Raw genomic sequence first — 24,129 nt, 5'->3', positions numbered from 1 at the left:
TGGAAAACGGGCGCGCGATTTTAGCGGCGAAACAGGCCATTGCCAGTGACAGCCGGGAACTGCGGGGAATCCCCAGGTAGACGCGCCCAAGGGGGTTTCAGTCAGTGGCATGTAAGACCGGCCCCCGACAGTCACACCACAATTTTTATTTGGCCAGCCCAGGAGACAAGCAAGCATGAGCACCGCAACAGCATCCCCCATTGAATCGGTCCTGGTGGAGAACCGGGTCTTCCCGCCGCCGGCAGACTTCGCCGCCAAGGCCCGCATCTCCGGCATGGAGCAGTACAAGGCGCTGTGCGCCGAGGCAGAGAACGACTACCAGGGCTTCTGGGCCCGCCTGGCGCGCGAGAACGTGGTCTGGTCCAAGCCCTTCACCCAGGTGCTGGACGACAGCAATCCCCCGTTCTTCCGCTGGTTCGCGGACGGCGAACTCAACGCCAGCGCCAATTGCCTGGACAAGCACATGGGCACGGACGTCGAGCACAAGACGGCCATCATCTTCGAGGCCGATGGCGGCGAGGTCACCAAGGTCAGCTACCGCGAACTGCTGGAGCGCGTCTCGCAGTTCGCCAACGCGCTCAAGGCGCAGGGTGTGCAAAAGGGCGACCGTGTCCTGATCTACATGCCCATGACCATCGAGGGCGTGATCGCCATGCAGGCCTGCGCGCGCATCGGCGCCACGCACAGCGTGGTGTTCGGCGGCTTCTCGGCCAAGGCGGTGCAGGAGCGCATCGTGGACGTGGGCGCCGTGGCCGTGATCACCGCCAACTACCAGATGCGCGGCGGCAAGGAACTGCCGCTCAAGGCCATCGTGGACGATGCGCTGGCGCTGGGCGGCTGCGAGGCCGTGCGCCATGTCTTCGTCTACGAGCGCACGGCCACGGCCTGTGCCATGACGGCAGGCCGCGACAAGACCTTCGGCGAGATCCTGGCGGGCCAGAGCACCGAGTGCGCGCCCGTGGCCGTGGATTCCGAACACCCGCTGTTCATCCTCTACACCAGCGGCTCCACGGGCAAGCCCAAGGGCGTGCAGCACTGCACGGGCGGCTATGTGCTGTGGGCCAAGCAGACCATGGAGTGGACATTCGACCTCAAGCCCAGCGACGTGTTCTGGTGCACGGCCGACATCGGCTGGATCACCGGCCACACCTACGTGGCCTATGGGCCGCTGGCCGCTGGCGCCACGCAGATCGTGTTTGAGGGCGTGCCCACCTTCCCCAACGCGGGCCGCTTCTGGCAGATGATCGAGCGCCACGGCTGCACCATCTTCTACACGGCGCCTACGGCCATTCGCTCGCTGATCAAGGCCGCCGACGGCGATGCCGCCGTGCATCCGAAGAACTCGGACCTGTCCAGCCTGCGCCTGCTGGGCAGCGTGGGCGAGCCCATCAATCCCGAGGCCTGGATGTGGTACCACCGCAATGTGGGCGGCGAGCGCTGCCCCATCGTGGACACCTTCTGGCAGACCGAGAACGGCGGCCACGTGATCGCCCCCATGCCTGGCGCCACGCCGCTGGTGCCGGGTTCGTGCACGCTGCCGCTGCCGGGCATCATGGCCGCCATCGTCGACGAGACCGGCCATGAACTGCCCAACGGCGCAGGCGGCCTGCTGGTGGTCACCAAGCCCTGGCCCAGCATGATCCGCACCATCTGGGGTGACCCCGAGCGCTTCAAGAAGAGCTACTTCCCGGCCGAGCTGGGCGGGCAGACCTACCTGGCCGGCGACGGCGCCGTGCGCAGCGAGGACCGGGGCTACTTCCGCATCACGGGCCGCATCGACGACGTGCTCAATGTCTCGGGCCACCGCATGGGTACGATGGAGATCGAGTCGGCCCTGGTGTCCAAGACCGACCTGGTGGCCGAAGCCGCCGTGGTGGGCCGCCCCGATGACCTGACAGGCGAGGCCATCTGCGCCTTCGTGGTGCTCAAGCGCTCGCGTCCCACGGGCGAGGAGGCCAAGCAGATCGCCAAGGAGCTGCGTGACTGGGTGGCCAAGGAAATCGGCCCCATCGCCAAGCCCAAGGACATCCGCTTTGGCGACAACCTGCCCAAGACGCGCAGCGGCAAGATCATGCGCCGCCTGCTGCGCTCGATTGCCAAGGGCGAGGCCATCACCCAGGACACGAGCACGCTGGAGAACCCGGCCATCCTCGACCAGTTGGCCGAGACGAACTGAGGTCCGACACGACCGCCATGAAGAACCGGAGCCCTGGCTCCGGTTTTTTCTTGGCTGGACTGCGGGCGGCGCCCTGTCTTGCAGTCCTATTTTGTGTGGACCGACAGCTCAGGCATGATGGTTGCAGTACAACCGAAGCTGTTGATTTCACCACTGCCGAGGGAGGCCTTTCACCATGAATCTGAGAACCCTGTCGCTGCTGATCACCGTGGCCCTGATTGCGCTGCTGGCGGCATTCAACTGGAACACGCTGGCCGCGCCGTCCGTCGTGTCGCTGGGCGTAACCGACGTCCAGGCGCCGCTGGGCGTGCTGATGCTGGCCCTGACCTGCCTGCTGGGCGTGTTCTTCGTCGCCTATGTGCTGTGGCTGCAGGGCTCGGTACTGATGGAGGCGCGCCGCCACGCCAAGGAAATGCAGGCCCAGCGGGACCTGGCCGACAAGGCCGAGGCTTCGCGTTTTACCGAGCTGCGCACCGTGCTGGAGGACCTGCATGCGCGTGACAAGGAAGTGCTGATGGCGCGGCTGGACGGGCTGGAGGCCCATCTGGTGCAGCGTGCCCAGGAGTCGGACAACAGCACGGCCGCCTATGTGGGGCAGCTGGAGCAGCAGGTTCGCCTGTACCAGCAGCCCGGCGCAGGCGCTCCGGACTACAGGTAGGCGGCCCGCGCCCGGATTCACGGGAGGACCATGAAAAAAACCGCGCGACTTGCGTTGCGCGGTTTTTTTCGTTGCGGGCCCCGAGGCAGGAGGCCGGCGGAACTTACTTCAGCGACAGCACCCAGGCGGCCAGCTTCTTGGCGTCGGCATCGTTGACCTGGGGGTTGGCGGGCATGGGAACCGGACCCCAGACGCCGCTGCCGCCCTTCATGATCTTGGCAGCCAGCTTGTCCACCGCGTCCTTCTGGCCTGCGTACTTGGAGGCCACATCCTTATAGGACGGGCCCACCAGCTTCTTGTCCACGGCGTGGCAGGCCATGCAGTTCTTGGAGGCGGCAAGAGCCTGGTCGGCCATGGCGGGAGCCACGGTGACGACGGTCAAGGCCAATGCGATCAATGTCTGCTTCATCATGAGTTCCTGGGGGTTGTCGGGAATAATTATGCGAAACATTGTAGTGGGCGCGCATGCCTGATGCGTTACCTCGTGTGAAGCACCGTCTGGTGAAGGAGAAGTTATGTATCTGTTGGGAATCGCGGTCTTGCTCACTCTGCTGAAGTTGGCCGATATCGAGCCTGTGGCCTCCTGGTCCTGGTACGTCATCCTGGGCGCCTATGGCGTGACGGCAGCCTGGTGGGCCTGGGCCGACACCTCTGGCTACACCAAGCGGCGCGCGGCCGACAAGATCGAGCAGCGGCGCTTGAAGCGCATCGAAAAGAATAAGGAAGCCATGGGCACGGGCACGCGCTCGCGTTCGCGCCGCTGAGGGGCCTTGAACGACGGCGCAGGCTTCGCGGCAGGCGATGCCTGGGGTCTGCAAAGGGGCGGCCCATGCCGGCCGAGGCATTCCTGTGCCCCAGCGGTGCGGCGGGCGCTGCGCCATAATCTTCGCCCAGACCCTGGCCTTCCCCACAGGACCAGGGATGGACCGAGACGACAGACAACTGGATTCCCCATGCCCGCATACCGTTCCAAGACTTCCACCGGCGGCCGCAACATGGCCGGTGCGCGCGCCCTGTGGCGTGCCACCGGCATGAAGGATGGCGACTTCGACAAGCCCATCATCGCCATCGCCAACTCCTTCACGCAGTTCGTTCCGGGCCACGTCCACCTCAAGGACCTGGGCCAGCTGGTGGCGCGCGAGATCGAGGCCGCAGGCGGCGTGGCCAAGGAATTCAACACCATCGCCGTGGACGACGGCATCGCCATGGGCCACGACGGCATGCTTTACTCGCTGCCCAGCCGCGACATCATCGCGGACTCGGTGGAGTACATGGTCAACGCCCACTGCGCCGACGCGCTGGTGTGCATCTCCAACTGCGACAAGATCACCCCCGGCATGCTGATGGCCGCCATGCGGCTGAACATTCCGGTGATCTTCGTCTCCGGCGGCCCCATGGAAGCGGGCAAGACCAAGCTGGCCAATCCCAACACGCACAAGCTGGAGTTCAAGAAGCTGGACCTGGTCGATGCCATGGTGATCGCGGCCGACTCCAACTACACCGACGAGCAGGTCGCCCAGGTCGAGCGCTCGGCCTGCCCGACCTGCGGTTCCTGCTCGGGCATGTTCACCGCCAACTCCATGAACTGCCTGACCGAGGCGCTGGGCCTGTCCCTGCCCGGCAACGGCACGGTGCTGGCCACGCATGCCGACCGCGAGGAACTGTTCAAGCGTGCCGGCCGCCGCATCGTCGAGCTGGCCCGTGAGTACTACGAGCAGGAAGACGCCTCCGTGCTGCCGCGCTCCGTGGGCTTCAAGGCCTTCGAGAACGCGATGACGCTGGACATCGCCATGGGCGGCTCCACCAACACCATCCTGCACCTGCTGGCCATTGCCCGTGAAGCCGAGATCGACTTCACCATGGCCGACATCGACCGCCTCTCGCGCTCCGTGCCCCAGCTGTGCAAGGTGGCGCCAAACACGCAGAAATACCACATCGAGGATGTGCACCGCGCCGGCGGCATCTTCGCCATCCTCGGCGAGCTGGCCCGCGCCGGCAAGCTGCACACCGACGTGCCCACCGTGCACGCCAAGACCCTGGGCGAAGGCCTGGCGCAGTGGGACATCACCACCACCCAGGACGAGGCCGTCAGGCACTTCTACCTGGCAGGCCCGGCCGGCATTCCCACCCAGGTGGCCTTCAGCCAGAACACGCGCTGGCCCAGCCTGGACCTGGACCGTGCAGAAGGCTGCATCCGCTCCTACGAGCACGCCTTCTCCAAGGAAGGCGGCCTGGCCGTGCTGACGGGCAACATCGCCCTGGACGGCTGCGTGGTCAAGTCGGCCGGCGTGGACGAAAGCATCCATGTGTTCGAAGGCACGGCCCACGTGACCGAGTCGCAGGACGAGGCCGTGCAGAACATCTTGGACGACAAGGTCAAGGCCGGCGACATCGTCGTCGTGCGCTATGAAGGTCCCAAGGGCGGCCCCGGCATGCAGGAAATGCTCTACCCGACCAGCTACATCAAGTCCAAGGGCCTGGGCAAGGAGTGCGCACTGCTGACCGACGGACGCTTCTCGGGCGGCACCTCGGGCCTGTCCATCGGCCACTGCTCGCCGGAAGCTGCCGCTGGCGGCGCCATCGGCCTGGTGAAGAACGGCGACCGCATCCGCATCGACATTCCCAACCGCAGCATCAACGTGCTGGTCTCCGACGAGGAACTGGCCCGCCGCCGTGCCGAGCAGGATGCCAAGGGCTGGAAGCCCGCCGAGCCGCGCCCGCGCAAGGTGTCGGCCGCGCTCAAGGCCTATGCCAAGCTGGTGATGTCGGCCGACAAGGGCGCCGTGCGCGACCTGTCCCTGCTGGACGACTGACACCGGGCAGCACCGCCGCCAGGCGGTGCGCACCCGATGAAAATGAAAAGGGATGGAAGGCCTTGCGGCTTTCCATCCCTTTTTCTTTTCTCTTCTCTCAGGCCCTTGAGGGCTCTTGTTTCATCGCGGGGCGACCGGCTTGCCGTTTCATCGTGGCTGCCGGTTTGCTTTTCATCGTGGGGCGACTTACCAACTGTTATTTGTGTGCGGTGTGTATAAAACTGGCGAACCCCAAGCCAGAGACACCGAGGAAGGGCCTACGCCGGCCGCGCCGCCCCGCACCGAGGGTGTCGTCCCCCTCCCTTGCGAAGCAAGTAGAGAGGGGGAAGGCGCGAAGCGCCTCAGGGGGAGCTTCATTCAGGCCGGCTCGCCCATCTTGCTTTGCAGGTAGTTGGGCAGACCGATCTTCTCGATCAGGCCCAGTTGCTTCTCCAGCCAGTAGGCGTGGTCTTCTTCCGTGTCGCGCAGCTGGGCCAGCAGCAGGTCACGGCTGTTGAAGTCGCTGTGGCGCTCGCACAGGGCCATGGCCGAGCGCAGGCTGTCACGCACGCGGTATTCGGTGGCCAAGTCCTTGCGCAGCATCTCTTCGACGGTCTCGCCGGGTGTGAACTCATGCGGGCGCATGTCGGGGCGGCCGCCCAGGAACAGGATGCGGCGCAGGATGGCGTCGGCGTGCTGGGTTTCCTCTTCCATCTCATGGCCGATGCGCTCGAACAGGCGCAGCAGGCCCTGGTCTTCGTACTGGCGCGAGTGGATGAAGTACTGGTCGCGCGCGGCAAGCTCGCCGCGCAGCAACTCTATGAGGCATTCGATGACTTCTGGTTGGCCTTGCATGTTCTTCTTCTCCTGACTGTGTGAACGCCGCAAGTATCGCGTGAACCGGCCCTTGGGCCAAAGCGCGCGCTGCAATTCCCCGTGGACGGCGCATTGCATGCATGCGCGACGCAGAAGCATTCGCATCGCGGCAGGCTGGCGGGGGGATGGGGCTAGGGTAAACGCTGTATTGCGGGCTTCAATAATAGTTATTTATCATAACGATTATGGAGCCGAAGCATCGGTGTCCAAAACCCCATTTCCCCTTTGCACAAGGAAGCGCAATGAGCACCGAACGTACCGAAGAACAGACCGTGTCCTGCACCGTCACAGGCCGCGTGGCCTGGGTGAAATTCAACCGCCCCGAAAAGCGCAACGCCATGAGCCCCCAGCTCAATCGCCAGATGATGCGTGTGCTCGACGACCTGGAGTTCCGTGACGACGTGGGCGTGGTCGTGCTTGCAGGCGAAGGCACGGCCTGGACGGCCGGCATGGACCTGAAGGAGTACTTCCGCGAGACCGAGGCCACCGGCCTGGCCGGAACCCGCAAGGCCCAGCGCGAGAGCTATGGCTGGTGGCGCCGCCTGCGCTGGTTCCAGAAGCCGACCATTGCCATGGTCAACGGCTGGTGCTTCGGCGGCGGCTACGGCCCCCTGTTCGCTTGCGACCTGGCCTTTGCCTCGGATGACGCCAAGTTCGGCCTGTCCGAAATCAACTGGGGCATCCTGCCCGGTGGCGGCGCCTCCAAGGTGGCGGTGGAGCTGCTGTCCTTCCGCCGTGCCATGTACCACGCCATGCTGGGCGAGAACATCGACGGCCGCACGGCCGCCGAGTGGGGCCTGGTCAACGAGTCGCTGCCGGCCGATCGCCTGCAGGCCCGCGTCACCGAAGTGGCCGAGGCCCTGCTGCAGAAGAATCCCAGCGCCCTGAAGGCCACCAAGGACGCGATCCGCCGCGTGCGCGACATGAGCTACGACAACGCCGAGGACTACCTGGTGCGCGCCCAGGAAGCCGCCAACAGCTACGACAACGAAGGCCGCAAGGAAGGCATGCGCCAGTTCCTGGACGACAAGACCTACAAGCCCGGCCTGGGCACCTACGACCTCTCGAAGCAAAAGTCCTGAAGACCCGCACATCCTGAGTGGCCGCGCCCTCGCTGCTAGGGCGCCTGCCGCCAACCCATTGGAGACAAGAATGACAACGACAGAGATGGCGGCCGCCCTGCGGCCCGACATCGGCAGGCTGCTGAGGCCGCGTTCCATCGCCATCGTCGGCGCCTCGGCCACGCCGGGTGCGCTGGGCGCATCGGTGCTGGGCAATCTGGAGCGCAACGGCTTTGCCGGCGACATCCACCTGATCAATCCCAAGCGCAGCGAGATCGCCGGGCGGGCCTGCCTGGCCTCGGTCGATCAGCTGCCCGAAGGCGTGGACGTGGCCGTGCTGGCCATCCCCCAGCCCTTTGTGCTGGACACGGTGCGTGCACTGGCGGCGCGCCGCGTGGGCGCGGCGGTGATCTTCTCGGCAGGCTTTGCCGAGGCGGGCGAGCGCGGCATGGCCGAGCAGCGCGAGATCGCGCGCATTGCCGCCGAGGCCGGCATGGTGGTGGAAGGCCCCAACTGCCTGGGCTGCATCAACTACCTGCAGCGCGTGCCGCTGACCTTTGTCGAGGTGAATATCGACGCGCAGCAGGCCGATGCCACGCGGCCCGCCATTGGCGTGGTCTCGCAAAGCGGCGCCATGATGACCGTGCTGTGCACCACGCTGGCCAGTCGCGCGCTGCCGCTGTCGCACGCCATCTCCACGGGCAACGAGGCCGCCAGCCATGCCGAGGACTATGTGGACTTCCTGCTGGAGCAGCCCTCCACGCGCGTGGTCGCCATGATCGTCGAGCAGTTCCGCCAGCCTGCGCGCATCCTGGCCGCCGTGGCCCGCGCGCGCAGCCTGGGCAAGTCGGTGGTGCTGCTGCATCCGGGCAAGAGCAGCGCGGCGCGCGCCTCGGCCGCCACGCACACCGGCGCCATGGCCGGCGACTATGCGCTGATGCGCACCAAGCTGGAACGCGCAGGCGCCGTGTTTGCCGAGACACTGGAGGAGCTGGGCGACATCGCCGAGATCGCCATCCGCTGCCCCGTGCTGCCATCGGCTGGTGCGGCCGCTGCAGCCGGTGCAGCCGCTGCAGCGGGAGTTGCCGTGCTGGGCGAGTCCGGCGCCTTCAAGGCGCTGACGCTGGACTGGGCCGAGGAACTGGGCCTGGCCCTGCCCGCCATCGGCGACGACGACTCGCCCGCGCTGCGTGCGGCACTGCCCGAGTTCGTGGGCGTGAGCAACCCGCTGGACCTCACGGCCCAGGGCCTGGTGGAGCCGGACCTGTATTTCCGCACGCTGGATGCGCTGTTTGGCGATGCGCGCTTTTCCACCGTCCTGGTCGGCCTGATCCAGGGCGACCCGGTGACCTGCGGCATCAAGATGCCGCCCGTGCTGCGCGCCGTGCGCGAGCTGCGGCCGGCCAAGCCCGTCATCGTGGCGGGCCTGGACGAGGGCGCGGCCGTGCCTGCCGAGTTCATCGCCGAGATGCGTGCGCTGGGCGTGCCGTATTTCCCCAGCACCGAGCGTGCCCTGCGCGCCGTGCAGCGCCTGACCGCCTTCAGCCAGCGCAGTTTCGAGCGAACCGATGCCCAGCCCGTCGCCCTGACCCTGCCCGCAGGCCGCACGGTGGTGCCCGAGTACGAATCCAAGGCCGTGCTGGCACAGGCCGGCATACCCTTTGCGCGCGGCCGGCTGGCCACCTCGGCCGAGCAGGCCGTGGCGATTGCGTCGGAGATCGGCTGGCCCGTGGCGCTCAAGGCGCAGTCCGCCGACCTCAGCCACAAGAGCGATGCGGGCGGCGTGATCCTGAACATCGCCGATGCGCAGGCCATGGGCGAGGCCTGGGGGCGGCTGCATGCCAACGTGGCGGCCTATGACAGCGCCATTGCGCTGGACGGCGTGCTGATCGAGGCCATGGGCCAACGTGGCCTGGAGATGATCATCGGCGCGCGCAACGATCCGCAGTGGGGCCCGGTGATCCTGGCCGGCCTGGGCGGCGTGACGGCCGAGATCATGCGCGATGCGCGCCTGCTGGACGCCGACCTGTCCACCGGCGAGGTGCTGCGCGAACTGGACCGCCTGCAGGGCGCGCCGCTGCTGCACGGCTACCGTGGCGCCCCGGCGCTGGACCGCCAGGCGCTGGCCGAACTCATCGTGCGCCTGGGCCAGGTGCTGCGCGGCACGCCGGCCATCCGCGAGATCGACCTCAACCCCGTCATCGTGCTGCCCGAAGGGCAGGGCGTGGTCGCGCTCGATGCGCTGATGCTGGTCGAGCACAGCGCCGGCTGATGCCCGCGCAAGGGCTGGCGCGGTGCGCCGGCCCTTTTCATGCGCAGCCCTGTCTCGCTTTCCCGCTTTCTTTTTTCCGCTTTCCCTTCCTCCACAGGAGGTCTCCATGAGCCTGCCTTACCCGCCGGGCCGCGTGTCCACGCCCGCGCCGGCCGAGTCGAACGGACTCGGCTATGCCTACTACGTCACCATCATCCTGCTGCTGGCCTACACCCTGTCCTTCGTGGACCGGCAGATCCTGGGCCTGCTGGTGCAGCCCATCAAGAAGGATCTGCAGCTGTCGGACTGGGTGTTCAGCATCGTCCACGGCTTTGCCTTCGCCATCTTCTACACCTTCGTCGGCATCTTCCTGGGGCGCCTGGCCGACCGCTGGAACCGCCGCAACCTCATCGTCATCGGCATGGCGATCTGGGTGGTGGCCACGGCGGCCGGTGGCTATGTCACGGGCTTTGTCTCGCTGTTCGTGGCGCGCATGTTCGTGGGCGTGGGCGAGGCGGCGCTGTCGCCGGCGGCCTATTCCATGCTGGCCGACTACTTCCCGCCCGAGCGCCGCGCGCGCGCCATGAGCATCTACACCTCGGGCGTGTACATCGGCTCGGCCACGGCCTTCATCGTGGGCGGCCTGGTCATCCAGGCCACCAGCCAGGCCGGCGAGGTGGTGTTCCCGCTGCTGGGCAGCTTCAAGCCCTGGCAGGCGGCCTTCATCTTCGTGGCCCTGCCCGGCATTCCGCTGGTGGCGCTGATGTACACCGTGCGCGAGCCGGTGCGCCGCGGCCTGCAGGCGGCAGGCGCCTCCGCCAGAACTGCCGCTGCAGCAGGCCCCGCGCCCGATCTGTCCCATGTGTTCCGCAACAAGCGCGCCTTCCTGCCGCTGCTGCTGGCGCCGGGCATCACGGCCATGATCACCTTCGGCGTCACGGCCTGGCTGCCGGCCACCTTCATCCGCCAGTGGGGCTGGACGCCCGGCGAGATCGGCCCCGCCTACGGCGTCATCATCCTGACCTTCGGCATTGGCGGCATGCTGCTCAGCGGCTTCCTGGCCGACTACCTCACGGCGCGCGGCAAGCAGGTGGGCTCGATCGTCATCTCGCTGGTGGCCACCGGCGTGCTCATCGCCAGCGGCCTGGTGCTGGCCTTTGCGCCTTCGCCCACCGTGGCCCTGGTGGCCGTGGCGGTCACCACCTTCTTCCTGGGCATGCCGGTGGCGCTGGCGCCGCCCATCCTGCAGGCGGTCACGCCCAACCAGTTGCGCGGCCAGGTGACTTCCATCTACCTGCTGCTGATCAACCTGATCGGGCTGGGCCTCGGTCCCTTCCTAGTGGCCTTTTTCACCGACTTCGTCTTCCACGACGAAAAGCTCGTGGGCCTGTCGCTGGGCCTGGTGTCCGCCCTGGCCGCGCTGCTGTCCGTGCTGTGCCTGGCCAGTGCCATCGGCCCCTACCGCCGCCTGGTCGCGGCCACGGAGGGCCGGGCATGAGCGCGCAGGCATCACATTGCTCGCATTACCAGCCGCCGCTGCAGGACATCCGCTTCGTCCAGCAGCACTGGCTGGGCGCCGAGGGCGACTGGCACCGCATGCCGGCCCATGAAACCCTGGACCAGGAGACGGCCGATATGGTGGTCGAGGCGGCCGGGCGCTTTTGCGCCGACGTGCTGGCGCCGCTCAACGGCCCGGCCGACCTGCAGGGCTGCCGCCTGCAAGAGGGAAGGGTGCGCACGCCCGACGGCTTTCCCGAGGCCTATGCGGCTTTCGTGGAAGCCGGCTGGCCGGCCCTGGCCTGCGCGCCCGAGGCCGGCGGCCAGGGCCTGCCCCAGCTGCTGGATGCCGCGCTGCACGAAATGCTGGCCTCGGCCAACCATGGCTGGACCATGTACCCGGGCATCCTGCACGGCGCCTATGCCTGCCTGCACGCCCATGGCGACGCGCACCTGCGCGCCACCTATCTGCCGCACATCGTCAGCGGTCGCTGGCTGGCCACCATGTGCCTGACCGAGCCCCAGGCCGGCTCCGACCTGGGCCTGCTGCGCAGCCAGGCCCGGCCCCGGGGCGATGGCAGCTACCGCCTGGACGGCAGCAAGATCTTCATCTCGGGCGGCGACCAGGACATGAGCGAGAACATCGTGCACCTGGTGCTGGCGCGCCTGCCCGATGCGCCGCCGGGCACGCGCGGGCTGTCGCTGTTCCTGGCGCCGCGCGGCATTCCCCAGGACGGCGGCGGGTTCCTGCCCAACGCCATTCACTGCGACGGCATCGAAAAGAAGATGGGCATCAAGGGCAGCGCCACCTGCGCCATGCGCTTCGAGGGCGCCCAGGCCTGGCTGGTGGGCCAGCCCCACCAGGGCCTGGCCGCCATGTTCGTGATGATGAACTCGGCCCGCCTGCACGTGGGCCTGCAGGGCCTGGGCCATGCCGAGATGGCCTGGCAGCTGGCGCGCGCCTATGCAGCCGAGCGCCGCCAGATGCGCGCCCAGCCCCGGCCCGCCGATGCGCAGGGCCCCGCCGATCCCATCGCCCTGCAGCCGGCCGTGCAGCGCATGCTGGCCGACCTGCGTGTGTGGACCGAAGGCATGCGCGCCATTGCAGGCTGGGTGGCGCACCAGCTGGACCTGGCCGAACAGGCGCCGGATGCCGAGGAGCGCGCCCAGGCCCATGCGCTGGCCTCGCTGCTCACGCCCGTGGTCAAGTCCTTCTTCACCGAACGGGGCTTTGCGCTGGCCAGCGAGGCGCTGCAGGTCTTCGGCGGCTACGGCTATGTGCACGAGTACCGCATAGAGCAGACGCTGCGCGATGCGCGCATCGCCATGATCTACGAGGGCACGAACCAGATCCAGGCGCTGGACCTGCTGCAGCGCAAGGTGGCGGCCAGCGGCGGGGCCGCGCTGGCACCGCTGCTGGCGGCACTGCGCGAGGAGGCCGCTGCCTGCGAGGCGGCGGGCATGGAGCCCGGCCTGGCCGGCGCGCTGCGCAGCTGGAGCGATCGCACCGAAGCGCTGACGGGTGCGCTGTGCGCCCGCGCCGCAGGCGACGCCCCGTTGCTGGCGCGCTGCGCCGAGGACTATCTGCGCCTGGTCGGCACGCTGTGCATGGCCTTTGCCTGGGCGCGCGCGGCGCGTGTCAGCCAGCCGCTGGCCGATTCGGCACTGCGCCGCTCCAAGGCGGACAGCGCGGCCTGGTTCTTCGCGCATGGGCTGCTGGATGCGGAGCACTGGCTGCGCCGCACCGAGTCCGCCGCCCGCACGCCGCTGCCGGCCGCCGTGGCCTGAGCGGGCAGCCGGGGCTTTTATGATGGAACGCCGCACCGGCCCTGAAGATCCGCAGGCGCCGGGGCGGCTTTGCCTCGGTGTGCCTTCTTCCTCTTCCAGATCCGTGTCCATGGACAGCTCCTCCGAACCCGCCGTCGATCAGTCGCGCCTGCAGCGTTTCCTGGGCTACCGCCTCACGCGCGCGGAAATCCACATCCACAAGCTGTTCGCGCGGCGCGTGGCCGAACTGGACCTCAAGCCCAGCGAGTTCTCCATCCTGGTGCTGATCCACTCCAATCCCGGCATCTACCTGCGCCAGCTGGGCGAGGCGCTGGACATCTCGCCCTCCAATCTGGTGCCGGTGGTCGAGCGCCTGGTGCAGCGCGGGCTCATCGGGCGCCAGCCCGATCCGCGCGACCGCCGGCTGCAGCAGCTGCACATGACGGCCGAAGGCAGCGCGCTGCAGGCGCGGGCCGAGGGCGTGGTGGTGCAACTGGAAGACGAGCTGGAGCAACTGCTGACCTCCACCGAGCAGCGCCATCTGTTCGCGGCCCTGGACAAGCTCATGGCCATCCAGGAAAGCCAGCCGGGCTGAACCGCCGCGCCGCCAGCTTTCCAACCCCTGGCCGGCGCCGGCCATGCGGCGCTGCGGCACAATGCCGACCATGCTGATGTACCCGCAGATCGATCCCGTGGCCCTGCAGATCGGGCCCCTCGCCGTGCACTGGTACGGCCTGACCTATCTGGCCGCTTTCGGCCTCTTCCTCTGGCTGGGAACGCGCAGGCTGCGCCACCCGCCCTTCGTGCGCATGCAGGGCGACCGCGCCTGGACGCGCAAGGACGTGGAAGACATTCTTTTCCTGGGCGTGCTCGGCGTGGTCGTCGGCGGCCGGCTGGGCTACTGCCTGTTCTACAAGCCGGGCTACTACCTCAGCCACCCGCTGGAGATCTTCTATGTCTGGCAGGGCGGCATGAGCTTTCATGGCGGCCTGGTCGGCGTGATCGCCTCCATGGTCTGGTTCGCGCGCTCGCGGGCCCGCTCCTGGCTGGAGGTGGCCGACTTCGTCGCGCCCTGCGTGCCCACGGGCCTGGCGGCCGGCCGCGTCGGCAACTTCATCAACGGGGAACTGTGGGGCCGCTTCGCCAGCCCCGAGCTGCCCTGGGCCATGGTCTTCCCGCAAAGCGGCTCCATGCTGCCGCGCCACCCCTCGCAGGTCTACCAGTTCCTGCTGGAAGGCCTGCTGCTGTTCGTGCTGCTGTGGCTGTATGCGCGCAAGGAGCACAAGCCGGGCCAGGTGGCGGCGGTCTTCCTCGTCGGCTACGGCGCCTTCCGCTTCATTGCCGAGTACTTCCGCGAGCCCGATGACTTCCTGGGCCTGCTGTCGCTGGGCATGAGCATGGGCCAGTGGCTGTGCGTGCCCATGGTGATCGGCGGCATCGCCATGTGGTTCTGGGCCGCGGGGCGCCCGGCCTATCCAGCCCAGGCGGGCAAGCCGGCCTGAGACCGGCGGTACGCACGGATACGAAGCGGGCCTGGTGCCCGCTTTTTTTTTGTGCAAGGTTGACGGGAGATGGGGCAGGAGCATGCATGGGGATAGCCCGAAGACAAGAACGCGACATCGGCGTACACGGTCTGCCGTGCAGACTCTCATAATGTGAGCAGCAAAAGATTGTCATTGGCCGATTGGCGGCATGACAGTCCCGTGACCGCTTGACATGGAGGAACTTCTGAATGGGTCTGGCTACTGACTGGATTGCCCGCAATGTGTCCCGCTTTCGCAGCACCGATGCGGCTGCGCCTGCAACAAAGTCCGAGGGCGAGGCAGCCAAGGGTCCCGCGCCGCGCGGCACGGTCCAGCGCCTGCAGGCCACCCTGCGGCGCGGCCAGGAAGTGCTGTCCCCGCGCGAGCTGCGCAAGCTCATGGAAGACCTGCAGGCTGCCGCCGATGCCGGCCTGAGCGATGTCGAGGGCGGCCGCCATGCGCAACTGCTCATGGACTGGTACGCCCAGGCCGAGCTGCCCGCGCACAAGGATTTCTGGGCGCTGATCGTCGAGCAGTTCGGCCCCGATACCGAAGCCCTGATGGCCGCGCGCAAGCGCTATGACACGGCGGCCAGCGATGCCGAGCGCGGCCAGGCCGAGATGGACCTTCGCCGCGCGCTGATGTCGCCGCGCACGCGGCTGCTGCAGCGCTTTGCCCAGCCCCAGGGCGGCATGGGCTTTCTGGTGGACCTGCGCGCCGAACTGCTGGCCCTGCCCAAGGCGGAGCAGCAGCGCTTTTCCGCGCTGGACGCCGAGCTGGAGCATCTGTTTGCCAACTGGTTCGACGTGGCCCTGCTGGAGCTGCGCCGCCTGAGCTGGGACTCGCCGGCCTCGCTGATCGAAAAGCTCATCCAGTACGAGGCCGTGCACGACATTCGCAGCTGGGCCGACCTCAAGAACCGCCTTGACAGCGACCGGCGCTGCTACGGGTTCTTCCACCCGCGCATGCCCACCGTGCCGCTGATCTTCGTGGAGGTGGCGCTGGTGGACCGGATGTCCGACAGCATTGCCCCGCTGCTGGACGAGACGGCGGCGGCCTCCGACCTGGGCCGTGCCACCACGGCGATCTTCTACTCCATCAGCAACACCCAGACCGGCCTGCGCGGCGTGAGCTTTGGCGACTCGCTGATCAAGCATGTGGTGGAGACGCTGACGGGCGAGTTCCCCCGGCTGCGCCATTTCGCCACGCTGTCTCCCATTCCGGGCCTGCGCGCCTGGATCGCCAAGCACGGCGATGCCATCCTGGAGAAGATGGACGAGCGCCAGCGCAAGGCCTTCGAGCTCAAGGCCGGCGGTATGGGCGCCGAGCACCTGCTGGCGGCGCTGGATGCGCCGCAGGATCTCAAGCCCGACGCACCGGTGCGCCGCGCACTTCTGTTCTGCGCTGCCCACTATCTTGGGCGCGAGACGGCCAAGGGCCGGCCGCTGGACCCGGTGGCGCGTTTTCACCTGGGCAATGGCGCGCGCGTGGAGCGGCTCAACTGGGCGGCCGACCTGTCGGCCAAGGGACTCAAGCAGTCGCTGGGGCTGATGGTCAACTACCTCTACGACCTCAAGCGCCTGGACAAGCATCGCGGCCTGCTGGCGCAGGGCCGCATACCGGTGTCCTCGGACATCGAAGCCCTGTGCAAATGAAAAGGGGCGCGGCGCAGGCCGTGCCCCTTTTCTTGCACAGGGACTGCTGCGCCTGACAACGAAGACAGCCTCAAAGAGGCGACAAGGAGACAAGTCATGCAAGCTTCCCACCCCACGGGGCGGCGCGCGGTGTTGCGCGCAGCCGGGGCCTCGATGGCCGCGCTGGCCCTGCCCATGGCGGCCCGCGCGGCGGCGGACTGGCCGTCCAAACCCGTGAACCTGGTCGTGCCGTTTCCGGCCGGCGGGGGCACCGATGCCTTTGCCCGCCCGTTCTCGGCCCAGTTCGCCAAAAGCGCGGGCAAGACCCTGGTGATCGACAACCGCGGCGGCGCAGGCGGCACCCTGGGCGCCAGCTACGCGGCCAAGCTGGCGCCGGACGGCTACAACTTCTTCATGGGTGGCACCCACCATGTGATTGCGCCATCCATGTACCCGCGCCTGGACTATGACCTGGAGCGCGACTTCATCCCACTGGCCCTGCTGGCCAGCGTGCCCCAGGTGCTGGTGGTCAACCCGCGCAACGTGCCGCACAAGACCGTGCAGGAGTTGCTGTCCGACCTGCGCAAGCGGCCGGGCAAGCTCAACTACGCCTCGGCGGGCGCGGGCACCTCGCACCACCTGGCCGGCGAGCTGTTCAAGCTGCAGACCAATACCTTCATCACCCACATTCCCTATCGGGGAGCAGGCCCGGCGCTGCAGGACCTGATCGCCGGCAATGTGGACATGATGTTCGACGGCCTGGGCTCGTCGGCCCAGCACATCAAGAGCGGACGCATCCGTGCGCTGATGGTCTCTGGCGACAAGCGCAACCCCGCCTTCCCCGACGTGCCCTGCGCGGCCGAGTCCGGCCTGCCCGACTACACGGTCACGACCTGGTACGGCCTGTGGGCGCCCAAGGGCACGCCGCAGGCCGTGCAGGCCCAGGTCATCGACCAGGTGCAGCGCATAGGCTCGGCCGAAGAGATCAAGTCCATCTGGGCGCGCAACGGCGCCGACTACGGCGGCATGAACCAGCAGCAGTTCGCGGCCATGGTGCATGGCGAGATCGCGCGCTGGGCGCAGGTGGTCAAGGCCTCGGGCGCCAAGCTGGAGTAGCGGACGAGGGGCCGGTCAGGGCAGGGGCAGGGCGGCGGCATGCGCGTGCATGTCACCACCCTGTCACGGGCCTTGGCTACGGTCCATCCCTTCTGAGATCCATCCTGGGAGGGAATATGAACAAGGCAGACAAGGTCCGCTCGCCCGCATCCGTGCTGCTCGCGCTGGTCCTGGCTTTCGGCACGGCCGCGGGCCTGGCAGGCTGCGGCGGCAGCGACGACGGCCCCGAGACCATCGGCTCGCTGCGGCTGATCGGCGACTACAGCATCAGGACCAAGACACTGTTCGACGGCGTGGAGTTCGGCGGCATCTCCGGCCTGGACCGCGCGCCCGATGGCAGCTACTGGGCCATCTCCGATGAGCGCGGCGGCGAGCGTGGCACGCCGCGCTTCTACAACCTGGGCATTCAGTTCGATGACAAGGCCATTCAGGCCGTGACCATCCGCAAGATGGTCACGCTCAAGGGCCGCGACGGCCAGCCGCTGCCCAGCACGCGCCGCACCGTGGACCCCGAAGGCATCCGCGTGGCGCCCAACGGCAACCTCTACGTGTCCAGCGAGGGCAACTTCAGCACCGACCCCGCCAGCCTGTTCCAGCCCTTCGTGCGCGAGATCAAGGTCGACGGCAGCTTCGTGCGCGACTTCGAGACGCCTGCGGCCTTCAACTACGTGGACAACACCACCAGCGGAGGGCGCAACAACAAGCTGTTCGAGGCCCTGGCCGTCACGCCCGACGGCAGCGTGTTCACGGCCAACGAGGATGCGCTGGTGGAAGACGGCCCCCTCACCACGCTGGCGGCGGGCAGCGTCATCCGCGTCCTCAAGCTCGATCCGGCCACGGGCAAGTCGGGCGCGCAGTATGCCTACGCATTGCCGAAGATTCCGCTGGACAAGGCCGCCAGCGGCAGTTTTCCGCCGGACAACGGCCTGCCCGAGCTGCTGGCCGTCTCCAACAACGAGTTCATCGCCATCGAGCGCGCCTTTGCCGATGGCGTGGGCAACACCATCCGCCTGACGCGCGCCACCATCGAGCCGGACACCACCGATGTGCGCAGCTTCAAGAGCCTGGTGGGCGCCAGCTACAAGCCCATGAAGCGCGAGCTGCTGCTGGAAATGCCCGTGACCTACCAAGGCGTCAAGCTCGACAACATCGAAGGCATCTCCTGGGGTCCGCGCCTGGCCAACGGCAACCGTACCCTGGTGCTGGTGGCCGACAACAACTTCGCGGACAACCAGGTCACGCAGTTCCTGGCCTTCGAAGTGCGGCCCTGAGCCCTCTTCGCGCTACCTTGACTTGCGCGGGCGCTCGTAGCCCGCCTGCGCGGGCGCGCCCAGCACCATGTCGGTGAAGGCGCTGCCGCCTGCGCAGATGTGCTGGCGCATGGCCTCGGCGGCCACCTCCGCCTGGCCTGCGCAGATGGCGGCCACCACGGTGGCGTGTTCCTGCTGCGAGCGCGCAAGCCGGCCAGGCTTCTCGAACATGCGGCCCCGGTAGGGCGTGATGCGCAGCCGCAGCAGCCGCGTCTGCTCCACGATGAAGTCGTTGCCGCTGGCCTCGTATATCAGTTCGTGCAGCTGCATGTTGGCCTGCACATAGCCTTCGGCATCCTGCGCCTGGGCGCAGGCGGCGGTGTGCGCCAGCGCCGCCTGCAGCCGCTCGCGCAGCTGCGCATGGATGCGCGTGGCAGCCAGCCGGGCCAGCACACCTTCCAGCTCGGCCAGGCCTTCCATCATCGCCACCAGCTCGCGCGCATCCAGCCGTCGCACATAGATGCCCGAGCGCGGAACGATCTCCACCAGCCCCTTGGCCACCAGCAGCAGCAGCGCCTCGCGCACGGGGGTGCGCGAGGCGCCGAAGCGTTCGCACAGGGCCGGCTCGTCGATGGCGTCGCCGGGCCGCATGGCGCCCGAGCGCAGCTCGTCTTCCAGCGATTGCCGTATACGCTCCTGCAGGCTGGACGTGGCCGGGGTTTTCTCCAATGGCTGCTTGGCTGGAAGCATTTTCTAATTCAAATATATCTGATTGACTGACTGATACATATGACACCCAGACTCGACATCCAGGATCACCTGGCCACCATCACGCTGCAGCGTCCCGAAGCGGCCAACAAGCTGGCCCCGGAAGACCTGGGCGCGCTGGTCGCGCACATGGAGCATATCAACCACCGCGACGATGTGCGCGTGGTGGTGCTGCGCAGCGAAGGCAAGTACTTTTGCAGTGGTTATGATATATCAGAGATCCAGGGCAGCCAGACCGAGGGCAGCAGCTTCGGCGAGATGGTGGACGCCATCGAACAATGCCGCGCCGTGACCGTGGCCGCCATCCACGGCGGCGTCTACGGCGGCGCCACGGACATGGCCCTGGCCTGCGACTTTCGCGTGGGCAGCACGGCGGCCGAGATGTTCATGCCGGCCGCGCGCCTGGGCCTGCATTTCTACGCGGGCGGGCTGGAGCGCTATGTCTCGCGCCTGGGCCTGGACACGGCCAAGCGGCTGTTCCTGACCTGCGAGCGCATCCAGGCCCCGGAGATGAAGGCCTGCGGATTCCTGACCCATCTGGCCGATCCCGCCGCCTTCGCCGCGGCCGTGGAGCAGCTCACCGGCACGCTGGCCGCCATGGCGCCCATCCCCCTGTTCGGCATGAAAAAGCACCTGAACCTGATCGCGCGTGGCCGCCATGACGTGGCCGAGATCACGCGCGAGGTGCAGCGCAGCATCGCCTCCGAAGACCTGCAGGAAGGCGGCCGGGCCTGGCGCGAGAAGCGCAGTCCGGAGTTCAAGGGGCGCTGAACCGCATCCTCCCGCATACACGCAGATTGCCCGTGGTGCTGCCTACCGCCCACAGCCCACGGAACCGGCGCGGCCCAACTCGGGGACACCGAGGAAGGGCCGCTCCCGCACCGAGGGTGTCGTCCCCCTTTGGGGGAAGGCGCGCAGCGACTCAGGGGGTATCAATAAACAGGAGACAAGCCATGTTCAAGCGTTTTGCACTGTCGTTGCTGCTGGCCGGATTGGCCGGTGGCGCGATGGCCCAGTCCTATCCCGCGCGGCCCGTCACGCTGGTCGTGGGATTTCCGCCCGGTGGCGGCGCCGACGCGGTGGCGCGCATCGTGGCCGACAAGGTCGGCAAGATCCTGGGCCAGCCCCTGCTGGTGGACAACCGCCCGGGCGCCGGCACCACGCTGGCCTCCGAGCATGTGGCGCGTGCAGCGCCCGACGGCTACACGCTGCTGCTGGGCAGCGCCAATATCTATGGTTCGGACCAGCTGCTCTACAAGAGCGCGCGCTATGACCGCGCGCGCAATTTCACGGGCATCACGCGCTGGAGTTCGGCCCCCATGCTGCTGGCCGTGCGCAAGGATTTTCCGGGCCAGGGCGTGGGCGATCTGGTGGCGCTGGCGCGCAGCCAGCCCGACAAGCTCAGCTATTCCTCCTCGGGCGCAGGCGTGATCACGCACCTGGCCACGCTGTCGTTCGCGGGCGCCAGCGGCGGCCTGCGCATGCTGCATGTGCCGTTCAAGGGCGGTGCGCCATCGATACAGGCCGTGGCCGCCGGCGATGTGGACCTGACCTTCGGCACGCCGCCCTCGGTGCTGCCGCTGGCCCAGGCGGGCAAGCTGCGCATGCTGGCCGTGAGCACGGCAGAACGTTCGCCGCTCTTCCCCGACCTGCCGGGCATGAAGGAGTCCGGCGTGCCGGGCTTTGACTACACCTTCTGGTTCGGCCTGTTCGCACCGGCGGGCCTGCCCGAGGAGGTGGCCAAGAAGCTGTTCGATGCCAGCACCAAGGCACTGGAAGACCCCGATGTGAAGGCCAGGCTGGCCAAGCAGGGCAATCTGGCCGCGCCCTCGGCATCCCTTGAGGAATTCCGTGCCTGGGCCCTCAAGGAAGGTCAGGAGTCCAAGGCCCTGACCCAGCGTTCCGGCGCCGGATTGCAGTGAATATGAATGATCAAACCATGAATGAACAAGCCACGGGCCTGCCGCTGGAAGGCCTTACCGTCATCGACCTCACGCGCGTGCTGGCCGGCCCCATGTGCACGCAGATGCTGGCCGACCTGGGCGCGCGCGTGATCAAGGTGGAGCAGCCCGGCACGGGCGACGATGCGCGCGGCATCGGGCCGTTTGTGGACGGGGGCTCGGCCTATTTCCTCTCCGTCAACCGCAACAAGGAATCCATTGCGCTGGACCTCAAGCAGCCGCAGGACCGCGAGGTCTTCGAGCACCTGCTGCAAGGCGCCGATGTGCTGGTCGAGAACTTCCGCCCCGGCACCATGGACAAGCTCGGCTATGGCTGGGAGACCCTGCATGCGCGCCATCCCCGGCTGGTGATGACGTCGGTCTCTGGCTTCGGCCAGACAGGTCCCTACAGCGGCTTTCCTGCCTACGACATGGTGGTGCAGGCCATGAGCGGAATGATGAGCGTGACCGGTCACCCGGGCGCCGGGCCCTGCCGCGTGGGCGTGTCCATCGGCGACCTGGGCGCGGGGCTGTATGCCGTCATCGGCACGCAGGCTGCGCTCATGCGCCGCGCCCGCACGGGGCAGGGCGAACGTGTCGATGTCTCCATGCTCGACTGCCAGGTAGCCCTGCTGGAGAACCCCGTGGCGCGGCTCGGTGCGCTGGGCAGCGTGCCGGGGCCCATGGGTACGCGGCATCCGTCCATGGCCCCCTTCGATGTGTTCGCGGCGCAGGACGGCTGGTTCGTCATCGCCGTGGGCAGCGATGCGCTGTTCCGCAAGCTGTGCAGCCTGCTGCAATTGCCCGAACTGGCCGGGGACGCGCGCTTTGCCGGCAATGCCCTGCGCTGCGAGCACCAGGCCGAACTCAAGGCTGCGCTGGAGGCGCGCCTGCGGGACAGTCCCAGGGCGCATTGGCTGCGCCTGCTCACTGATAATGGCATCCCGGCGGGGGAGTACAACAGCGTGGCCGATGTCGTCGAGCACCCCCAGGTGCGCGAGCGCGGCATGCTGGCCCAGGTGCAGGCCCCCGGTGGCCAGACGCTGCGCGTGGCGGGCAACCCCTTGCTGGCCGCGTGCGATCAGCCCCTGGTGCGCAGGCAGCCGCCCGCGCTGGACGCGGACCGCGAGCGCATCCTGCGCGAGCTGTCCGTGGCGCAGCCTTCGCCCAACCATGAACGTGCCTGAGATTTCCCTGCTTCCCGCGGACTCTTCCTTCTTCTTCACAGCCATGACCAACCGCAATCTGTTCGCTGCCTTGCGCGCCGCCTTTCCCCAGGATCTGCAGAAGTGGGCCGTAGAGGCCATAGGCGCGGACGGCGCCAGCCTGTTCTACAGCTGGGCCGACCTGGACCGTGGCAGCGCGCGCATGGCCAACCTGCTGCAGTCGCTGCAACTGCCGCCCGCCAGCCGCATCGCCGTGCAGGTGGAAAAGTCGGTCGAGGCGCTGATGCTCTATCTGGCCACGCTGCGCAGCGGCCATGTCTTCCTGCCGCTGAACACGGCCTACCAGAGCGCCGAGATCGAATACTTCGTGGGCAATGCCGAGCCCGCCGTCGTGGTCTGCGCGCCAGGCAATTTCGGCTGGGTCTCCAAGATCGCCTTCACCTCGGGCGTGGCCCATGTCTACACCCTGGGCGACGACCGCAGCGGCACGCTGCTGGAACGCGCGGCCCACCATGGCGACGAGCATGAGGTGGTGGAGCGCGGCGAGGACGACCTGGCCGCCATCCTCTACACCAGCGGCACCACGGGCCGCAGCAAGGGGGCGATGCTCACGCACGGCAACATGCTGTCCAACGCCGAGACGCTCAAGGACTACTGGGGCTGGCAGGACGGCGACGTGCTCATCCACGCGCTGCCCATCTTCCATGTGCACGGCCTGTTCGTGGCCATCCACGGCGCGCTGATCAATGGCAGCCCCATGATCTGGCTGTCGAAGTTCGAGCCCGGCACGGTGATCTCGCGCATGCGCGACGCCACTGTCTTCATGGGCGTGCCCACGCTCTATGTGCGCATGCTGGCGGACGCGCGGCTCACGCGCGAGGCGGCGGCCCACATGCGGCTGTTCATCTCGGGCTCGGCACCCATGCTGGTGGAGACGCACCGCGACTGGCAGGAGCGCACCGGCCACGTCATCCTGGAGCGCTACGGCATGAGCGAGACCATCATGCTGACCTCCAATCCCTACCGCGCCGACGCGCACAACGGCGGCCAGTCCGAGCGCCGCGCCGGCACCGTGGGCTTTGCGCTGCCCGGCGTGGGTGTGCGCATCGTGGACGACGCAGGCGAGCAGGTGCCCGTGGGCGAGATCGGCAACATCCAGGTGCGTGGCCCCAATGTGTTCAAGGGCTACTGGCGCATGCCCGAGAAGACGGCCGAGGAGTTCACGGCCGATGGCTGGTTCCGCACGGGCGACGTGGGCAAGCTCGACGAGCGGGGCTATGTGAGCATCGTGGGCCGCAGCAAGGACCTGATCATCTCGGGCGGCTACAACGTCTATCCGGCCGAGATCGAAGGCTTCATCAACGAGCTGCCCGGCGTGGCCGAAAGCGCCCTGGTCGGCGTGCCGCACCCGGACTTCGGCGAAGTGGGCGTGGCCGTGGTCGTGCCGCGCCCCGGTGCCGCCCTGGAGCCCCAGGCGGTGGTCGATGCGCTCAAGGGCCAGCTGGCCAATTTCAAGATTCCCAAGCGCTGCTTCGTAGTGCAGGAGCTGCCGCGCAACACCATGGGCAAGGTGCAGAAGAACCTGCTGCGCGACGAACATAAGCAGCTGTTCGCCTGAGTTGGCGCCAGGGTGCGGATTGCGCCCTGGTCTGAT

General features: G+C 67.8%; 20 protein-coding genes. 17 read left to right on the top strand and 3 right to left on the bottom strand.

The window, feature by feature from the left end:
• The first annotated feature begins 175 nt into the window (after window positions 1-175).
• Window positions 176-2,176, top strand: coding sequence for an acetate--CoA ligase (acs, locus tag LGR64_RS16050; protein ID WP_013803247.1), 2,001 nt, complete (start codon window positions 176-178; stop codon window positions 2,174-2,176).
• A 175-nt stretch (window positions 2,177-2,351) separates the two neighbouring features.
• Window positions 2,352-2,834, top strand: coding sequence for a hypothetical protein (locus LGR64_RS16045; protein ID WP_034391779.1), 483 nt, complete (start codon window positions 2,352-2,354; stop codon window positions 2,832-2,834).
• 103 nt (window positions 2,835-2,937) lie between these two features.
• On the opposite strand, the gene LGR64_RS16040 is transcribed toward LGR64_RS16045, so the two are convergent.
• Window positions 2,938-3,243 carry a c-type cytochrome gene (locus LGR64_RS16040; protein ID WP_034398318.1) on the bottom strand — a complete coding sequence of 102 codons (306 nt, stop codon included), beginning with the start codon at window positions 3,241-3,243 and terminating at the stop codon, window positions 2,938-2,940.
• 106 nt (window positions 3,244-3,349) lie between these two features.
• On the opposite strand from LGR64_RS16040, the gene LGR64_RS16035 reads away from it, so the two are divergent.
• Complete coding sequence (locus tag LGR64_RS16035; protein ID WP_013803244.1) at window positions 3,350-3,598, top strand: TIGR04438 family Trp-rich protein; 249 nt, start codon at window positions 3,350-3,352, stop codon at window positions 3,596-3,598.
• Window positions 3,599-3,787: 189 nt separating this feature from the next.
• The gene (ilvD, locus tag LGR64_RS16030; RefSeq protein ID WP_043819478.1) at window positions 3,788-5,647 is read left to right on the top strand and encodes a dihydroxy-acid dehydratase; all 1,860 of its coding nucleotides are present in this window, start codon (window positions 3,788-3,790) and stop codon (window positions 5,645-5,647) included.
• Between the two features lie 357 nt (window positions 5,648-6,004).
• Here ilvD and bfr read toward each other — a convergent pair whose 3' ends face one another.
• The gene (gene bfr / locus LGR64_RS16025; RefSeq protein ID WP_013803242.1) at window positions 6,005-6,481 is read right to left on the bottom strand and encodes a bacterioferritin; all 477 of its coding nucleotides are present in this window, start codon (window positions 6,479-6,481) and stop codon (window positions 6,005-6,007) included.
• 263 nt (window positions 6,482-6,744) lie between these two features.
• Between bfr and LGR64_RS16020 the strand changes: the two genes are divergently transcribed.
• The 9 genes from LGR64_RS16020 (at window position 6,745) to LGR64_RS15980 (ending at window position 18,622) form a co-directional block, all read left to right on the top strand.
• A complete protein-coding gene (locus LGR64_RS16020; RefSeq protein ID WP_063326635.1) occupies window positions 6,745-7,584 on the top strand; it encodes a p-hydroxycinnamoyl CoA hydratase/lyase in 840 nt (279 codons plus the stop codon).
• A gap of 70 nt (window positions 7,585-7,654) precedes the next feature.
• A complete protein-coding gene (locus tag LGR64_RS16015; RefSeq protein WP_230356074.1) occupies window positions 7,655-9,835 on the top strand; it encodes an acetate--CoA ligase family protein in 2,181 nt (726 codons plus the stop codon).
• 106 nt (window positions 9,836-9,941) lie between these two features.
• Window positions 9,942-11,312: a spinster family MFS transporter gene (locus LGR64_RS16010; RefSeq protein ID WP_230356072.1), complete on the top strand. Its 1,371-nt coding sequence runs from the start codon at window positions 9,942-9,944 to the stop codon at window positions 11,310-11,312.
• Complete coding sequence (locus LGR64_RS16005) at window positions 11,309-13,099, top strand: acyl-CoA dehydrogenase (protein ID WP_230356070.1); 1,791 nt, start codon at window positions 11,309-11,311, stop codon at window positions 13,097-13,099. Before LGR64_RS16010 ends, LGR64_RS16005 begins: the two co-directional genes overlap by 4 nt.
• A gap of 109 nt (window positions 13,100-13,208) precedes the next feature.
• A complete protein-coding gene (locus LGR64_RS16000) occupies window positions 13,209-13,673 on the top strand; it encodes a MarR family winged helix-turn-helix transcriptional regulator (RefSeq protein ID WP_034391791.1) in 465 nt (154 codons plus the stop codon).
• Between the two features lie 61 nt (window positions 13,674-13,734).
• Window positions 13,735-14,580: a prolipoprotein diacylglyceryl transferase gene (gene lgt / locus LGR64_RS15995; protein ID WP_225614206.1), complete on the top strand. Its 846-nt coding sequence runs from the start codon at window positions 13,735-13,737 to the stop codon at window positions 14,578-14,580.
• Between the two features lie 230 nt (window positions 14,581-14,810).
• Complete coding sequence (locus LGR64_RS15990) at window positions 14,811-16,256, top strand: malonyl-CoA decarboxylase (protein WP_230356068.1); 1,446 nt, start codon at window positions 14,811-14,813, stop codon at window positions 16,254-16,256.
• Window positions 16,257-16,352: 96 nt separating this feature from the next.
• Window positions 16,353-17,351, top strand: coding sequence for a Bug family tripartite tricarboxylate transporter substrate binding protein (locus LGR64_RS15985; protein WP_016445190.1), 999 nt, complete (start codon window positions 16,353-16,355; stop codon window positions 17,349-17,351).
• A gap of 116 nt (window positions 17,352-17,467) precedes the next feature.
• Window positions 17,468-18,622: an esterase-like activity of phytase family protein gene (locus LGR64_RS15980; RefSeq protein ID WP_230356066.1), complete on the top strand. Its 1,155-nt coding sequence runs from the start codon at window positions 17,468-17,470 to the stop codon at window positions 18,620-18,622.
• 12 nt (window positions 18,623-18,634) lie between these two features.
• Here LGR64_RS15980 and LGR64_RS15975 read toward each other — a convergent pair whose 3' ends face one another.
• Complete coding sequence (locus tag LGR64_RS15975; protein ID WP_013803234.1) at window positions 18,635-19,351, bottom strand: GntR family transcriptional regulator; 717 nt, start codon at window positions 19,349-19,351, stop codon at window positions 18,635-18,637.
• 39 nt (window positions 19,352-19,390) lie between these two features.
• Here LGR64_RS15975 and LGR64_RS15970 point away from each other — a divergent pair, with 39 nt between their 5' ends.
• The 4 genes from LGR64_RS15970 to LGR64_RS15955 all read left to right on the top strand — a co-directional run bounded on the left by LGR64_RS15970 (window position 19,391) and on the right by LGR64_RS15955 (window position 24,093).
• Window positions 19,391-20,140 carry an enoyl-CoA hydratase/isomerase family protein gene (locus LGR64_RS15970; RefSeq protein WP_012204616.1) on the top strand — a complete coding sequence of 250 codons (750 nt, stop codon included), beginning with the start codon at window positions 19,391-19,393 and terminating at the stop codon, window positions 20,138-20,140.
• A 182-nt stretch (window positions 20,141-20,322) separates the two neighbouring features.
• Window positions 20,323-21,291 (top strand): Bug family tripartite tricarboxylate transporter substrate binding protein, encoded by a 969-nt coding sequence (locus LGR64_RS15965; protein WP_230356064.1) that lies wholly within the window; start codon window positions 20,323-20,325, stop codon window positions 21,289-21,291.
• Window positions 21,292-21,308: 17 nt separating this feature from the next.
• Window positions 21,309-22,496 carry a CaiB/BaiF CoA transferase family protein gene (locus LGR64_RS15960; RefSeq protein WP_230356062.1) on the top strand — a complete coding sequence of 396 codons (1,188 nt, stop codon included), beginning with the start codon at window positions 21,309-21,311 and terminating at the stop codon, window positions 22,494-22,496.
• A gap of 43 nt (window positions 22,497-22,539) precedes the next feature.
• Window positions 22,540-24,093: a malonate--CoA ligase gene (locus LGR64_RS15955; protein WP_043819527.1), complete on the top strand. Its 1,554-nt coding sequence runs from the start codon at window positions 22,540-22,542 to the stop codon at window positions 24,091-24,093.
• Window positions 24,094-24,129: the final 36 nt, after the last annotated feature.

This window comes from Delftia sp. Lp-1 (assembly GCF_020523835.1).
GTDB lineage: Bacteria > Pseudomonadota > Gammaproteobacteria > Burkholderiales > Burkholderiaceae_C > Comamonas > Comamonas acidovorans.
Note: the sequence above shows the minus strand (reverse complement) of the source record. Positions and strands in the feature narration are given on the sequence as shown.

Coding starts and splice junctions, on each gene's coding strand:
- LGR64_RS15975 (WP_013803234.1), bottom strand. CDS start 19,351: ATGCTTCCAGCCAAGCAGCCATTGGAGAAAACCCCGGCCACGTCCAGC.
- LGR64_RS16035 (WP_013803244.1), top strand. CDS start 3,350: ATGTATCTGTTGGGAATCGCGGTCTTGCTCACTCTGCTGAAGTTGGCC.
- LGR64_RS16040 (WP_034398318.1), bottom strand. CDS start 3,243: ATGAAGCAGACATTGATCGCATTGGCCTTGACCGTCGTCACCGTGGCT.
- LGR64_RS15990 (WP_230356068.1), top strand. CDS start 14,811: ATGGGTCTGGCTACTGACTGGATTGCCCGCAATGTGTCCCGCTTTCGC.
- LGR64_RS15970 (WP_012204616.1), top strand. CDS start 19,391: ATGACACCCAGACTCGACATCCAGGATCACCTGGCCACCATCACGCTG.
- LGR64_RS16045 (WP_034391779.1), top strand. CDS start 2,352: ATGAATCTGAGAACCCTGTCGCTGCTGATCACCGTGGCCCTGATTGCG.
- LGR64_RS16010 (WP_230356072.1), top strand. CDS start 9,942: ATGAGCCTGCCTTACCCGCCGGGCCGCGTGTCCACGCCCGCGCCGGCC.
- LGR64_RS15965 (WP_230356064.1), top strand. CDS start 20,323: ATGTTCAAGCGTTTTGCACTGTCGTTGCTGCTGGCCGGATTGGCCGGT.
- LGR64_RS16000 (WP_034391791.1), top strand. CDS start 13,209: ATGGACAGCTCCTCCGAACCCGCCGTCGATCAGTCGCGCCTGCAGCGT.
- LGR64_RS15985 (WP_016445190.1), top strand. CDS start 16,353: ATGCAAGCTTCCCACCCCACGGGGCGGCGCGCGGTGTTGCGCGCAGCC.
- LGR64_RS16020 (WP_063326635.1), top strand. CDS start 6,745: ATGAGCACCGAACGTACCGAAGAACAGACCGTGTCCTGCACCGTCACA.
- lgt (WP_225614206.1), top strand. CDS start 13,735: ATGCCGACCATGCTGATGTACCCGCAGATCGATCCCGTGGCCCTGCAG.
- LGR64_RS15955 (WP_043819527.1), top strand. CDS start 22,540: ATGACCAACCGCAATCTGTTCGCTGCCTTGCGCGCCGCCTTTCCCCAG.
- bfr (WP_013803242.1), bottom strand. CDS start 6,481: ATGCAAGGCCAACCAGAAGTCATCGAATGCCTCATAGAGTTGCTGCGC.
- LGR64_RS15960 (WP_230356062.1), top strand. CDS start 21,309: ATGAATGAACAAGCCACGGGCCTGCCGCTGGAAGGCCTTACCGTCATC.
- ilvD (WP_043819478.1), top strand. CDS start 3,788: ATGCCCGCATACCGTTCCAAGACTTCCACCGGCGGCCGCAACATGGCC.
- LGR64_RS15980 (WP_230356066.1), top strand. CDS start 17,468: ATGAACAAGGCAGACAAGGTCCGCTCGCCCGCATCCGTGCTGCTCGCG.
- LGR64_RS16005 (WP_230356070.1), top strand. CDS start 11,309: ATGAGCGCGCAGGCATCACATTGCTCGCATTACCAGCCGCCGCTGCAG.
- acs (WP_013803247.1), top strand. CDS start 176: ATGAGCACCGCAACAGCATCCCCCATTGAATCGGTCCTGGTGGAGAAC.
- LGR64_RS16015 (WP_230356074.1), top strand. CDS start 7,655: ATGACAACGACAGAGATGGCGGCCGCCCTGCGGCCCGACATCGGCAGG.